Below are 13,792 nucleotides of genomic sequence, written 5' to 3'. Positions count from 1 at the left end.
TCAGCGCACCGCCTCGGGGATCGAGGTGCCGGTGGCGACGATCCGTTCGGCCTCGATCATGCGCTGGATGATCCTGCGCACCCACATGCCGCCGGCGTCGATGTTGAGGTTGTAGAACTCGTGGCCGGGGTTCGCCTCGATCGCCTTCTGCTGGGCGGTGAGCATCGCCTCGTCCTCCCCGAAGACGCCGTGGACGCCGTCGCGGGTCTGGGTGGTGATCAGCTGGCTGTCGAGGCAGTAGTTGCGCATGAACGCCCAGAAGTAGAGCGCGGTCTTCTCGTCGACCGGGGAGATGGTGTTCATCACGAATCCGTTGACGCCCTGGCTGCGGTCCCCCTCGGGGGCGCCGGTGCCGGCCTTGGCGACACCGACGTCGATGCGGATGGTCGACGGCGCCTGGAACTCGATGATCTGCCAGCGGTCGACCTTGCCGCTGAAGCCGGGGAACTTGTCGCGCATGTTCTTCTGCCAGAACGGGGGCGCGTCGATGTCGAGCATCCACCGGGTGACGGTGACGGTGCGGTCGTCGTGGGTGACGGTGAAATCGGACTCGCTGAGTTCGTCCTGCCCGATCGACGACGAGTGCACGAACTCCTCGTGGGTGAGGTCCATGAGGTTGTCGAGCACGAGCTGGTAGTTGGCCTGCACGTCGATGGTGCGTCCGTCGCCGGCCCAGTCGGGTGAATCCATCTGGAACATGTCGGGGATGGTGTCGGGGTCGGCGAGCATCGGATCCCCGGGCCACACCCACACGAAGCGGTGCCGCTCGACGACCGGGTACGAGGCCACCATCGCGGACGGGTTGATCGTCTGCTGGGCGGGCATGTGGGTGCACCGGCCGGCGGAGTTGAACTGCAGGCCGTGGTAGGGGCACCGGATTCCGTCGGCGCCGACGAGGGTGCCCATCGAGAGCGGGGCGAGGCGGTGCCAGCACGCGTCGGCGAGGGCCACCGGCCGGCCGTCCTCGGTGCGGTAGAGCGCGAGCGGCTTGCCCGCGATGGTGCGGGCCAGGATCTCGCGTCTGCCGACCTCGTGGTCCCAGGCCGCGACGTACCAGGCGTCGAGCGGGTAGGCCATGTTCTTCGCGGTCGCCCCGGCGGGCCCCAGATCGGTCATGTCGTTCCTTCGGGAAGATCGGCGAGACTACCTATCGACATAGATAGTCGGTGACGTGAACCACACACTAACTATCGATATAGTGGTTGGCAAGACCGGTCCCCGAAACGAGAGGTGAGGACGAGATGAGCCTCCGCTATGCCCTGCTGGCGCTGCTCACGGCCGAACCCCTCACCGGGTACGACGCCGCCAAACGCTTCGGCGGCTCCGTCGGTTTCGTCTGGCACGCCCCCGACTCGCAGATCTATCCCGAACTCCGCCGGATGGAGAAGGAAGGCCTGATCGAAGGCGAGCAGGTCCGCTGGGGGCCGAACAGCACCAAGACCCGCTACTCGATCACCGACGACGGCATCCGCGCCTTCCGGGACTGGATGAACGCCCCGGTGGACTACGGGCCGATCCGCGACGCCCCGCACATGCGAGCGGCCTACTTCGAGTGGGCCGACCCCGACCGCGTCCGCGAGAACCTACAGCGGCACATCGACTACTACACCGAACAGCGGGCCCGATGGGCCGCGATGCGCGCCTCGATCCTCGACGCCTCCCACCCCACCATCGCCACCCGCATCGAGAAATACCCCGCGCAGGAACACGAACGGATCATCGCCTACAAGGCATTCGCCTACCAGGGACTCGTCGACCGTGCGACCGCCGAGATCGAATGGGCGCGCGACGGCCTGGATCTCGTGGACAAGCTGTCCCCTCCGTCGCCCTGATCCCGGCCACGGCGGAACGTCGCGGGGTGCAGGCACCGCCGCGGATGCGACGCCTGCGGCGATCGGGAGGTTCCGCGGGCGTTCACCGCGGCGCCCGGCGTCGTTGGCGCGCCCGTCGCCGCGGTCCGGCTCACTGAGACCGGTGCGCATCGTTCAGCTCGCCAACTTCTACGGGCCCCGGTCCGGCGGCCTGCGCACCGCCCTGCACCAGTGGGGCGGCGGGTACGTCGCGCGCGGGCACGACGTCGCACTGGTGGTGCCCGGCGCCCGGCGCGGCGAGGAACTGCTCGGGAACGGGGTCCTGCGGATCACCGTTCCGGCGCCGGTCGTGCCGTGGACCGGCGGATACCGGGTGGCCGACCCGCGACGCGTCGCGGACGTGCTGCGCGGCCTGCGGCCCGACGCGGTGGAGGTGTCGGACCGGCTGACCCTGCGCGGGTTCGGGCGATGGGCGCGACGGCGCGACGTCCGCAGCGTCGTCGTCTCCCACGAGCGGCTCGATCGCCTGCTCGGCCAGGCGCTGCCGGCACCGGCCGCACGCCGGGCCGCCGACCTGGCCAACCGCCGGATGGCTGCGGACTACGACACGGTGGTGTGCACGACGGAGTTCGCGGGTGCGGAGTTCACCCGCATCGGGACGCCGAACCTCGTGCGGGTGCCGCTCGGCGTCGACCTCGACCGCTTCCATCCCGCCCGTCGCGATCGGGGCCTGCGCGAGCGGTTCGTACCGGGCTCGGTGCGGCTGCTGCTGCACTGCGGCCGGCTGTCCGTCGAGAAGAAGGTCGAGCGCAGCATCGACGCGACCCGGTTGCTGCGTCGTCGCGGGCACGACGTGCACCTCGTCGTCGCCGGCGACGGGCCGAGACGACATGCCTTGGAACACAGAGCCAGAGGGCTCCCGGTGACGTTCACCGGGTACATCGGGGACGCCCGCCGGCTCGCCGCGCTGTTCGCCACCGCCGACGTGTCGCTGGCCCCGGGCCCGCACGAGACGTTCTGCCTGTCGGCGCTCGAATCGCTCGCGGCCGGCACGCCGGTGGTGGCGTCGCGCTCGTCGGCGTTGACGGAGATCCTCACACCCGAGTGCGGCGCCCTGTCGGCCGACCGCGGAACGGCGTTCGCCGAGGCGGTCGACGAGATACTCCGCGGCCCCGACGACGTCCTGCGCCGCTCCGCCCGTCGTCGCGCCGAGCAGTTCGGCTGGGCGGCATCGGTCGACGGGATGCTCGCGGTACTCGGCGCTTCCGGATAGCCGTTCACCGACGCGGGGCTCCCGGCCGAATGTCACATCGCGTCGATCGGATCGACGCGATGTGACATTCGGCCACGAAACCAGGTGCTACTCGGCGCTTCCCGTCCCGGGCAGCCACTCACGCATGATGCTCGAGTCGATCACCTGCGCGCCGAGGTCGGGGGTCCAGACGATGATGCCGCCGGTGAAGACGCGGAACTTGCCGCGTTCGTCGGGCAGCATCAGCTCCGGTCCGACCGGGGTGCCCAGGGCCCCGTCGTGCCCGCCGAGCTCGAGGTACTTCTCCTCGATGGGCGAGCCATGACCGGTCTCGAAGGGTTCGTCGCCGACCTCGGGACCGGGCTCGGGCGCGGGAGTGGACGGCGGAACCGCGGCCTCCGCACCCTCCTGGACGGTGAACCAGTCGGAGCGCAGCCCCAGTTTGGCGCGCGCCTCGGCACCCGTGGTCTCGACCGTGCGGTCGGCACCGACGATGCGGACGTGGGTGACGCGGCCGCCGTCGGCCCCGAGGTTGTTGCGGCCGACGATCTCGAACGCCTGCAGTTCGCCGACCCCGAAGGCCGTGCCGATCTCCCCCGCGGTCATCGTCTCGGCCCACTGCCGGTTGGGAGCGACGGCGTCCCCGAGGTCCTCCACGGAGGGGAAGGTGCCACCGGCCGAGTAGCCGCCCGTCGAGGCCGAGAACTCGCTGGCGACGACCTTGCCGTCCGTCATCAGGACGGTGCCGCGGGTCGAGTTCACCGCCTCGTTCGTGCGGGGGTCCTCCTTGCTCGACCCCGCATACACCTGGCAGTTCTGGCTGTCGCACGTCTGCCACAGCGGCGAGCGGTTCTCCGCCGCGGCGTAGGAGCGGGCGGCGATGGCCTGCGCGCGCAGCGCCTCGGCCCCGCCGGTGTCGGCCCAGCTGGGCAGCGACTCGGCCGGGACGACGCTGAGCAGGTAGTCCTCCATCGACAGCCGGTTGACGGTGCGCGGCGCCGCGCCGTCGAGGACGACACCGAGCGAGCCGCGGTAGGGGGCGCTGTTGCCGCAGAGCTTGAGGTGTTCGGCGACGGGCCGGCCCTCACCCATGTCGACGGGGTCGACCCACGGCAGGTCGGCGCGGCCCTGCCACAGCACCTCGCCGGAACAGCCGGCGGTGACGACGACGTCCGCTCCCCCGTCCGCGGTGGGCGTCAGGTGGGCGGCCTCCCCGGGCCCGGTCTGCCGGCCGGCGACGGTCATCCCGGTGTCGGAGTAGACGTCGAGGGGCGCGTCGTCCTGCCCGACGAGCCGGACCGCGATCATGGTGTTCTCGGGCAGAGCGCCGAGGGTGGTGCCGCCGTAGTAGTGGCCGAGGATGCGATCGGCGGACCAGCCGTGCTGCGAGGCGTAGCCGTAGGCACCCCACTGGCCCATGCCGCGACCGTGACCGTGACCGAAGCCCACGAAGGTGAACGGGGTGTCGGCGGCGACGGCCTGCGCCACGTCGGGTTCGGCGGTGCGCACGTGCATCACCCCGCCGATCGCGGCGCCGATGAGCAGCGCGGGGGCGAGGCCGATCGCCGCGGCGCGGGCCGTGGCGGGCCGCCAGCCGTTGCGGAGGGGGTGTCCGACGACGAGACGCCGCCGGCGATGGGTCCGGCGGATGGACATTCGTGGCATGCGCTGCACTCCCTCGTTCTCGCACCGTGTGCCGCCCGGACGCAGGTCCGCGCGTATCGGACATTCGAGACGGATCCTCAAGCTCAGGTTGAGGCTTAAGGTTGTCTGCGACTAGTGTGGCAAGAGTGACTGAATGAAGCAACAACAGCCACAGCAGTAACACCAGAATCACAAGTTGCACACGATTCTCGGCCGTTCCGCACGTCGGGTCGTCCGGATGACGGAGGATTCGGTTCGATTCGAGCCGGCTCCTCGGCCTCGGCCGAGCGCCGCCCGGCCGCCGAGGACCGCCGCGAACACCGACAGGGAGAAGCACCGTGCCGCATCGCCGACCGAAGCCGTCGATCGTCCTGGGTGCCGTCGCCGCCCTGGCCGTCGCCAGCCCATTCGCCGTCTACGGCGTCACGAGCACCACATCGGACGTCCGCACCACCAACGAGTCCGTCCCCACCGTCGTACCGCCCGAGATCGCGGAGGTCGTGCTCGCATCCGTGCCGGACATCGTGATCCCGATCCACGAACTCACCGGCCTGAACCTGCCCGATCTGAGCCTGAGGGAACTCGCCGCGGGGCTGCCGGAGATCGCCGCGCCCGCCCCGTCGACCACCCCGGCGCCGGCCCCCGCGGCCGCGGACGTCGTCGACCGCATCGGAGCGACCGTCAAGCAGCTCACCAGGGACGCCCCGTTCAGCATGATCGCGCTGGCCGCCAAGGACGTCGCCGACACCGACGCGCGCATCCGGGCCCAGCGGGAGGACGGCAGCTGGGGGCCGTGGACGGCCACCGAACCGATCGACACGAGCCGCGACGACCAGACGCCCGACGAGCGGGCTGGCACCGAACCGATCTACGTCGGCGCCACGAAGGTCGTGCAGGTCCTGCTCACCCCGCGCCCGAAACCTGAACCGACACTCGCCGGCGCCGAGATCCCCGCGCCGGCCCCGGCACCCGCACCGGCCCCCGCTCCCGCCCAGCCGGAGCTGGGCTATGCGCCCGCGTCGTCGTCACGGCCCCTGCACGCCCAGGAACCCGCCGCCACCGAGGACGTCAGCGCCGTGCTCATCGACCCGGGGTCGAGCAGCGCCGACGCCGCGCTCGACGACATCGCCGGTCCGGTCGGAGGGTCCGGGCCGAAGGTGATCACCCGAGCGCAGTGGGGTGCCGACGAGTCCATCCGCTGTCAGGACGCCACCTACGACGACTCGCTCGGCGGAGCCACCGTGCACCACACCGCCGGCAGCAACGACTACTCCAAGGCCGAATCGGCGGAGATCGTGCGCGCCATCTACGCCTACCACGCGCAGACCCTGGGTTGGTGCGACGTCGGCTACAACGTGCTCGTCGACCGATACGGGCAGATCTTCGAGGGCCGCGCCGGCGGCCTGGACAAGCCCGTGCAGGGCGCGCACGCCGGCGGCTTCAACGAGAACACCGTCGGCATCGCGATGATGGGCGACTTCTCCAACGTCGAGCCTCCGAAGGCCGCGGTCGACGCGGTGGGCCGCTTCCTCGGCTGGCGGCTCGCGAAGGCGGGGCTCGACCCCGAGGGCGAGACCACCATGTACTCGGAGGGCACGTCCTTCACCCCGTACCCGCAGGGCGCGGCCGTCGACCTGCCGATCATCTTCGCGCACCGCGACGTCGGCAACACCAGCTGCCCCGGCGACTCCGGCTACGCGAAGATGGACGAGATCCGAGACATCGCCGCGGCCACCGCCGCCGGACAGAGCACCACGCCGTCCGAGCCCAGCGACGACTCGTCCGACCTCGTCACCGACAACCCGCGCGCACAGGTGCCCGACGTCGACGCGGGGGCTCCGGCCACCGGCTCGGCGGACCGCCTGCCAGACACCGGCTCGGCGGACCGCCTGCCAGACACCGGCTCGGCCGAGAAGGTCGCGGACCTCGTCGGCGAGCTGATCCGGCTCACCGACAACTCGCCGCTGGCCCAGAAGTGGATCGCCGAGGGCGGCGAGACCGGCCGTCTGGGGGCCGCTGTGTCCGGCATCCTGCCCGCCAAGGCAGGGTACGAACGCGCCGAGTTCGTCAACGGCGCCATCTACACCTCGCCGAACGGTGGTGTGTGGACGGTGCTCGGCGAGATCTACAAGACGTGGCAGCGCAGCGGCCTCGACGCGGGTGAACTCGGCCTGCCGACCAGCGACGAGTACCGCGTCCCGGACGGCTGGCGCTCGGACTTCGAGTTCGGCTCGCTGATCTTCAACGAGCTCACCGGCGCGGTGACGAAGGTGCTGCGCGCCTACAACGACGCGTACGAACAGGCACAGACCCCGGCCGCCGCGCCGGCCCCCGAGGCCCCGGCTCCGGCCCCCCAGGCTCCGGCCCCCCAGGCCCCGGCCCCCCAGGCCCCGGCCCCCCAGGCCCCGGCTCCCGAGGCCCTGGCACCGGAAGCGCCGGCCCCCGCTCCGGCGCCCTGACCGATCGATCCGTCACCGCCACCAGCGCTCGAGGATGCGGGCCACCCCGTCCTCGGTGTTGGTGGCGGTGACCTCGTCCGCGGCCGCCTTCGCGTCCGGATGCGCGTTCTCCACCGCGACCCCGTGCCGCGCCATCGACAACATCGGAATGTCGTTGGGCATGTCCCCGAACGCGACGATCCCGTCGGCGGCCACCCCGAGGTGTTCGGCCATCAGATGCAGGCCCGACGCCTTGGTCACCCCGGAGGCGGAGATCTCGATCAGGCCGTTGTCCGTGGAATAGGTGACGTCCACCATGCCGCACAGCCGCGGAGCCAGCGCCTCGGCCATCTCGTGGCTCGTCGCCGACGCCAACCGGATCAGCAGCTTCACCGCCGGCTCGGCGATCACCTCGTGGTCGGCGAGCTCGGTGTTGTCCGGATTCAGCCACGCATGCTCGTAGCCGGGGGCGCTGACGAACTGCGGTGTCGCGGCGTCGTGGGCGCTCGCCCCGATCCGCTCGGCGGCCAGACCGCAGCCGGGCAGCACACTGTTGGCGACGTCGGCGACCCAGGCCAGTTCGTCCGCGGACAGCACGGCGGCGCTGAGAACGCGGTCGGCGGCACTGTCGTAGAGCACCGCACCGTTGGCACACACCGCCAGGGGCGCGAAGCCGAGTTGCTCGACCACCGGCGGGATCCATCGCGGGGGACGACCGGTGGCCAGGACGAACGGCGTCCCGGAGGACACCACGGCCTGTACTGCCGCGCGGGTCCGGTCCGAGACGCGCTCCTCGTCGTCGATGAGGGTGCCGTCGACGTCGGTGGCAACCAGGCTCGGCAGATCTCGTCTCACTTCGCCATTGTGCCGGTCCGCCACAGCGCGGCGCATCCGGGAGTCACCGCGCCGTAGGGCCGTCACCCGTCGGTGCCGGCATCCTTCTGCGCGCGGCGGGCCTTGCGTGCGGCGGTGTCGGCGTCGTCGAGCGCGGTGGCCTCCGCGAGCGTCGGAGCGGTGCCGCCGAGCCGCACGGGCACCCAGTAGGCACCGGGCTCGTGCACGTAGCTGCTCTGCAACTCCCGCAGCATGCTTTCCATCCTGCTGTGCAACTCCGCAGTCAGCTCCGACGCCGACTCGTACGGCCGGATGGGCTCGCCCACCGCGATGGAGATGGGCGTCTTCGTGCGGCCGAGCCGCTTCGGGTGGCCCTTGGTCCACACCCGCTGCGACCCCCACAGGACGACCGGGATGATCGGGACGTTCGCCTCGATCGCCATCCGCGCGGCACCGGTCTTGAAGCCCTTGATCTCGAAGCTGCGGCTGATCGTGGCCTCGGGGAACACGCCGACCAGCTCACCGGCCCGCAACGCGTCGACGGCGGCGCGGTAGGAGTCGGCGCCGTCGGCCCGGTCGACGGGGATGTGCTTCATCGCCCGCATCAGGGGACCGGAGATCTTGTGGTCGAAGACCTCCTTCTTCGCCATGAACCGGATGTAGCGCTTGGAGGTGCGGGCGGGCAGGCCCGCGTAGGTGAAGTCCATGTAGCCGACGTGGTTCATGGCGATCACCGCGCCACCGACGGCGGGGATGTTCTCGGCGCCGGTGACGGTGAACTTCAGTCCCTGCGCGGCGAAGACGGTCCGGGCGAGGCCGATGACGGTCCGGTAGAAGGGTTCCACAGTCGGTCAGAGTAGCCGGATCGGCGCCCGCGGGCTTCGCCCGATGTCCGCGGGCCCGCCCGATTCGGGATCAACGGCCCGTATCCGGCCCGGGTTCACCGCCTGGGCGAGGCGCCCCACCGGCGTCCCCCTACCCTTGGGGGTACGTCGGTCAGCACGTCAGGAGGCAACGAAGTGCAGATCACCAGCGTCGGACACGCCGGGTTCCACATTCAGACCGAAGCGGGATCGATCCTGTGCGACCCGTGGGTCAACCCCGCGTACTTCGCGTCGTGGTTCCCCTTCCCGGACAACACGCAGCTGGACTGGGGTGCGCTCGGCGACGTCGACTACCTGTACGTCTCGCACCTGCACAAGGATCACTTCGACCCGGAGAACCTGAGCAAGCACGTCCGCAAGGACGCGACGGTGCTGCTGCCCGACTTCCCGGTCCCGGACCTGCGTCGCGAGCTCGAGAAGCTCGGGTTCACGAAGTTCCTCGAGACGACCGATTCCGTCAAGCACACCGTCAGCGGGCCCGAGGGCGACCTGGACGTGATGATCATCGCCCTGCGCGCACCCGCGGACGGACCGATCGGCGACTCCGGTCTCGTCGTCTCGGACGGCGAGACCACGGTGTTCAACATGAACGACGCCCGCCCGGTCGAGATGGACACGATGCTCGAGTCCTTCGGGAAGATCGACGTCCACCTGCTGCAGTACTCGGGCGCGATCTGGTACCCGATGGTCTACGACATCCCCAAGCGCACCAAGGCGAACTTCGGCAAGCAGAAGCGCCAGCGCGGCATGGACCGCTGCCGCAGCTACATCGACCAGGTCGGGGCGACGTGGGTGGTCCCGTCGGCCGGTCCGCCGGTGTTCCTCGACCCGGCGCTGCGCCACCTCAACGACGACCACGGCGACGAGGGCAACATCTTCCCCGACCAGATGGTCTTCCTCGAGCAGATGCGCCTGCACGGCAACGACGGTGGCGTGCTGATGATCCCCGGCTCGGTCCTCGACGTGCACGGCAGCGAGTCGATGACGCTGACCCATCCGATCCCCGACGCCGACGTCGAGAAGATCTTCACCGACAAGGCCGCGTACATCGAGGAGATGGCCCAGCGCCTGGCCCCGGTGCTCGAGGCCGAGAAGGCGACGTGGGCCCCGGCCGAGGGTGAGCCGCTGCTCGGTCCGCTCAAGGCGAAGTTCGAGCCGATCATGGCGCAGTCCGATCTGATCTGCGACGGCATCGGCTACCCCGTCGGCCTGGTGATGGGCGACGAGACGGTCGTGCTGGACTTCCCCAAGCGGGTCGTCCGCGAACCCATCGAGGGAGAAGGCAAGTACCGCTACGGTTTCCGCATTCCTCCGGAGCTGGTGCGCACGGTCCTGCGCGACGACGAGCCGGACTGGGTGAACACCATCTTCCTGTCCACCCGATTCGAGGCGTGGCGGGTGGGCGGCTACAACGAATTCCTGTACACGTTCTTCAAGTGCCTCACCGACGAGCGGATCGCCTACGCGGACGGCTGGTTCGCCGAAGCCCACGACGATTCCGCGTCGATCGAGCTGGGCGGCTTCGAGATCCAGCGCCGCTGCCCGCACCTGAAGGCGGATCTGTCGAAGTTCGGCGTCGTCGAGGGCACCAGCCTCACCTGCAACCTGCACGGCTGGCAGTGGGACCTCGTCACCGGTCGCTGCAAGACCTCCCGCGGTCACGAGCTGCGCTCCCGCAAGCTCTGACCCCTCGCGCCGCGTGTGGTGACCGAATGTCACATCGGGTCGATGCGATCGAAGCGATGTGACATTCGGCCACGACCCAGGGCGGGGACGGCGAGCACCAGCGCCCCCGACGCGACGAGCGCGAACGGCCACCACTGCCGCTCCCCGGTCGTCGCCCCCGTCGTCACGACGTCGGGCGACGAGGCGGCCGGCGACTTCGGCAGCGCGGCCGTCGCCTCCCGCACGTTGTCGGAGACTCCCTCGATCACCCCGGTGACCGGACCCACGCCGGCCACGAGCTGCCCGGTGCCGTCGACGAGTTGCCGGCCGCCGTCGTCGAGGAGCATCAGTCCGTCGCGCAGCTGCCGCGAGCCGTCGGCAGCCTGCATCATGCCGGCGACGAACTGCGCGTTCGGGTCACTCAATTCGTAGGCGAGCTGCCGCGCACCGCCGCGCAACTGCTCGAGCTGCGCGAGCGTCTCCGGCCCGAGCCCCTCGCTGTCCAGCCGGCCGACGAGCCCGTCGAGCCGGGCGGCGGCCTCCTGGGACACCGCGTCGGGCGAGCGCCGCAGGGTGCCGGCGACGGCCGTCAGCTGCTCGGTGACGCCCGCCTGCATCTCCCCGAAACCGGCGAGCCGGTCGACGACCTCGTCGACGCCGCCGCTGACCTGGGTCGCACCGTCGCCGAGCAGGTCCACCCCGCCCTGCAGCTGCCCGAGCCCGTCGGCGAGTTGCTGCCCGCCGGCACTGGCCTGCGCGAGTCCGTCGGCGAGCTGGTGAGCACCGTCGTCGAGCTGCCGGCTGCCGTCGGTGAGCTGCCCGATTCCGCCGCCGAGCAGAGCGAGCGGCAGTCCGGCCTGCTGCAGGTTGTCGCGGGTGTCGGTGAGCGGGTCGCCGGTCGACGGGGGCGGCGCCTCGGTCGTCGTCGCGACGGTGGGCGCATGGGCGTAGGCGAGGGCACTGCCGGTGCCGATCAGGCCGAGACCGGCGGCGACGAACAGGACGGGAAGGAGACTGGCACGCACGGCGGAGGACCCTAGTCCGGCGATCTGAGAGAGCTCTGAGACGGCGGCAGCCACCGCACCGCGGCGGCGGCCAGGCCGAGCAGCGGCACCGCCCATGCCGCGAGCACCGCCGACAGCGGCAGCCATACCGTTCCCAGCGCGAATCCGGCGTAGACCGCCACGGACACGACCTCGCCGACGACGCCCGACACCGACGTCACGGTCGCGCGGGCGGTTCCGCTCATGGTGTCCTGCATCCGCGCCTCGGCGACGATCATCGCGTTGTTCAGGGCGCCGTAGCCGATCCCGATCGCCACGAAGCCCGCCACTCCGCCGAGCGCGGCCCCCGTTGCCAGCAGCAGGCCACCGACGGCGATCACCGCACCCATCGCGCGGCCGGTCGTCGCCGCCGTGCGACCGGCGGTCGCGGCGCCGAGCACCTGTCCCGCCACGGTGATCGCCACCAGCGCCGGCGCCGCGGACGTGCTCGCCCCGCCCTCGCGCGCGAGCAGCGCGAAGTACTCCTCGAAGGCGAGGCACGCCGACAGCAGCGCCGCGAGCAGCACCGCGCGGCGGACGCCGGCGCTGCGCCGCGCCTCGGCCGTCCCGGCATGCAGCACCGCGCGGTAGCGAGTTGCGAAACTGCCCGGAACGAAACCGGTCTCGTCCGCCGAGGTGTCGCGGGGTGCGGACGGCAGGGCGAGCACGAGCAACCCGTTGGCGACGGTGATCCCCACCGACAGCCATCCGACGAGCGGATAGCCGCCGAGCGCGAACAGCGGTGCGGCCGACAGCGTCGCGACGAGAACGCACATCGTCTCACCGGCGTTCGCATAGCCCAGCACCGCCGGGAACCGGTGTGCCGCACCGCGGGCGGACAGTTCGTCGTACACCAGGGCCTCGAAGGTCCCGGACTTCAGCGATTCGCTGATCCCCCACGCCACGAAGCCGGCCGCGAACCCCCAGTAGCCGGGGAACAGCAGCCAGAGGGCGAAGCCCGCGGTGAACAGGGCCGAGCTGAGCAGCAGCAGACCGCGGCGGGACACCGTGTCGGCCCACGCGCCCGACGGCACCTCCGCGACGAACGCGACGACGGACCACAGCACGAACAGCGACGAGATCTCACCCGTGCCGAGGCCGTGGTCCTCGAAGAGCAGGGCGTACACGCCGTAGAGCGGCACGAGTTCACGGGTGGCCGCATACGCCACCACCCGGAAGGTCGGAGCAGAGCCGGATCAACATCGATGTCGCATGGCTCCAGCGTGGCACGCGCGGACGGGTTTGTCACCGCGCGATACGGTCGGCAGGTGACCGAACGCCAGCGCACCTACACGTGGGACGACCCCGCCCCGACGTCCGCCGCGAACCGCGACATGCACGGCCTCGACTTCCTGCGCGGACTGATCGACGGCTCCATCCCGCACCATCCGACGTCGCGCACCCTCGGCTTCCGGGTGACCGAGGCCCGGGAGGGCTGGGTGGAGGTGAGCATGGAGCCGCAGGAGTTCCACGCCAACGCGGTGGGCAGCATGCACGGCGGGGTGATCGCGACGATGTTCGACACCGCCATGGGCTTCAGCGTGTCGAGCACGCTCGAGGCCGGTGTCGGATACACGACGCTGGACCTGCAGGTGCGGTATCTGCGCGGCATCCAGGCGGGCAGCGGCGTCGTGCGCGTGCACGGCATCTGCGAGTACAGCGGCCGTCGCACCGCGACCGCCCGCGGGGAGGCCCGCGACGAGAACGACCGGTTGCTCGCGACCGCGTCGACCACGTGCCTGATTCTGCGCTGACAACCGTCGCCGGACCTGCACACTGAAGAACATGAGCGTGGAACGCACCGCACTGGACCGCTTCTTCACCCTCTACGGGGAGGCACTCGCCGGGTTCGACGCCGAGGCCTCGGCCGCGCTGTGGGGGGAGCCGGGCACGATCCTCACCGATTCGTTCGCCGGATCGCTGCCGACCCGGAAGGAGATCACCGAGGCCCTCGCGCAGAGCAACCAGACCTACCGGGAGCACGGTCTCGCCGGTGTGGGGCACGAGTTGCTCGACCTCTCCCCGGTGACCGAGAAGATCGTGCGGGCCCGGGTGCGCTGGTCCTTCCGGGATGCGAACGACAGTGTGATGGGCACGAGCGACTACGAGTACCTGCTGCGCGACGATCCGGAGGGCCTGCACGCGTACGTGGCCGTCGGCTGCGACCCGGGCAGCTGAGCCCACCCGCCCCGCCCTCCGTGGCCGAATGTCACATTGGTTC

Annotated in this window: 12 protein-coding genes; 6 read left to right on the top strand and 6 right to left on the bottom strand. The window is 70.9% G+C overall.

What is annotated here, in order from left to right; all coding sequences use genetic code 11:
- A complete protein-coding gene (locus F1734_RS03170; protein ID WP_017681164.1) occupies window positions 1–1,116 on the bottom strand; it encodes an aromatic ring-hydroxylating dioxygenase subunit alpha in 1,116 nt (371 codons plus the stop codon).
- A gap of 125 nt (window positions 1,117–1,241) precedes the next feature.
- On the opposite strand from F1734_RS03170, the gene F1734_RS03165 reads away from it, so the two are divergent.
- Both F1734_RS03165 and F1734_RS03160 read left to right on the top strand, forming a co-directional pair.
- A complete protein-coding gene (locus tag F1734_RS03165; RefSeq protein WP_010596201.1) occupies window positions 1,242–1,832 on the top strand; it encodes a PadR family transcriptional regulator in 591 nt (196 codons plus the stop codon).
- A gap of 142 nt (window positions 1,833–1,974) precedes the next feature.
- Window positions 1,975–3,084 carry a glycosyltransferase gene (locus tag F1734_RS03160; RefSeq protein ID WP_010596202.1) on the top strand — a complete coding sequence of 370 codons (1,110 nt, stop codon included), beginning with the start codon at window positions 1,975–1,977 and terminating at the stop codon, window positions 3,082–3,084.
- Window positions 3,085–3,171: 87 nt separating this feature from the next.
- Here F1734_RS03160 and F1734_RS03155 read toward each other — a convergent pair whose 3' ends face one another.
- Entirely contained in the window at window positions 3,172–4,719 is a 1,548-nt protein-coding gene (locus tag F1734_RS03155; RefSeq protein WP_082170430.1) for a SpoIID/LytB domain-containing protein, read from the bottom strand.
- Between the two features lie 326 nt (window positions 4,720–5,045).
- Between F1734_RS03155 and F1734_RS03150 the strand changes: the two genes are divergently transcribed.
- Entirely contained in the window at window positions 5,046–7,166 is a 2,121-nt protein-coding gene (locus F1734_RS03150) for an N-acetylmuramoyl-L-alanine amidase (RefSeq protein ID WP_203011353.1), read from the top strand.
- A gap of 12 nt (window positions 7,167–7,178) precedes the next feature.
- Here the strand turns inward: F1734_RS03150 and F1734_RS03145 are convergent, their stop codons facing one another.
- Together F1734_RS03145 and F1734_RS03140 are read right to left on the bottom strand one after the other, a co-directional pair.
- Complete coding sequence (locus F1734_RS03145; RefSeq protein WP_010596206.1) at window positions 7,179–8,000, bottom strand: Cof-type HAD-IIB family hydrolase; 822 nt, start codon at window positions 7,998–8,000, stop codon at window positions 7,179–7,181.
- 62 nt (window positions 8,001–8,062) lie between these two features.
- A complete protein-coding gene (locus F1734_RS03140; protein WP_010596207.1) occupies window positions 8,063–8,824 on the bottom strand; it encodes a lysophospholipid acyltransferase family protein in 762 nt (253 codons plus the stop codon).
- Between the two features lie 174 nt (window positions 8,825–8,998).
- Between F1734_RS03140 and F1734_RS03135 the strand changes: the two genes are divergently transcribed.
- Entirely contained in the window at window positions 8,999–10,549 is a 1,551-nt protein-coding gene (locus tag F1734_RS03135; RefSeq protein WP_010596208.1) for an MBL fold metallo-hydrolase, read from the top strand.
- A 29-nt stretch (window positions 10,550–10,578) separates the two neighbouring features.
- Here the strand turns inward: F1734_RS03135 and F1734_RS03130 are convergent, their stop codons facing one another.
- Both F1734_RS03130 and F1734_RS03125 read right to left on the bottom strand, forming a co-directional pair.
- Entirely contained in the window at window positions 10,579–11,553 is a 975-nt protein-coding gene (locus F1734_RS03130; protein WP_010596209.1) for a membrane protein, read from the bottom strand.
- 11 nt (window positions 11,554–11,564) lie between these two features.
- Complete coding sequence (locus F1734_RS03125; protein WP_048774114.1) at window positions 11,565–12,743, bottom strand: MFS transporter; 1,179 nt, start codon at window positions 12,741–12,743, stop codon at window positions 11,565–11,567.
- Window positions 12,744–12,905: 162 nt separating this feature from the next.
- On the opposite strand from F1734_RS03125, the gene F1734_RS03120 reads away from it, so the two are divergent.
- Window positions 12,906–13,325 (top strand): PaaI family thioesterase, encoded by a 420-nt coding sequence (locus tag F1734_RS03120; protein WP_371851047.1) that lies wholly within the window; start codon window positions 12,906–12,908, stop codon window positions 13,323–13,325.
- 31 nt (window positions 13,326–13,356) lie between these two features.
- Window positions 13,357–13,749 (top strand): hypothetical protein, encoded by a 393-nt coding sequence (locus F1734_RS03115; protein WP_203011352.1) that lies wholly within the window; start codon window positions 13,357–13,359, stop codon window positions 13,747–13,749.
- Window positions 13,750–13,792 lie beyond the last annotated feature (43 nt).

This window comes from Rhodococcus ruber, assembly GCF_016804345.1.
In the GTDB taxonomy this organism is placed as follows: domain Bacteria; phylum Actinomycetota; class Actinomycetes; order Mycobacteriales; family Mycobacteriaceae; genus Rhodococcus; species Rhodococcus ruber.
The sequence above is the reverse complement of the archived record's forward strand: the minus strand, read 5'-3'. Positions and strand labels throughout refer to the sequence as shown.

What these genes read in the sequence shown, in the direction of transcription:
- F1734_RS03170 (WP_017681164.1), bottom strand. Translation starts at nt 1,116, where the DNA reads ATGACCGATCTGGGGCCCGCCGGGGCGACCGCGAAGAACATGGCCTAC.
- F1734_RS03165 (WP_010596201.1), top strand. Translation starts at nt 1,242, where the DNA reads ATGAGCCTCCGCTATGCCCTGCTGGCGCTGCTCACGGCCGAACCCCTC.
- F1734_RS03155 (WP_082170430.1), bottom strand. Translation starts at nt 4,719, where the DNA reads ATGTCCATCCGCCGGACCCATCGCCGGCGGCGTCTCGTCGTCGGACAC.
- F1734_RS03120 (WP_371851047.1), top strand. Translation starts at nt 12,906, where the DNA reads ATGCACGGCCTCGACTTCCTGCGCGGACTGATCGACGGCTCCATCCCG.
- F1734_RS03115 (WP_203011352.1), top strand. Translation starts at nt 13,357, where the DNA reads ATGAGCGTGGAACGCACCGCACTGGACCGCTTCTTCACCCTCTACGGG.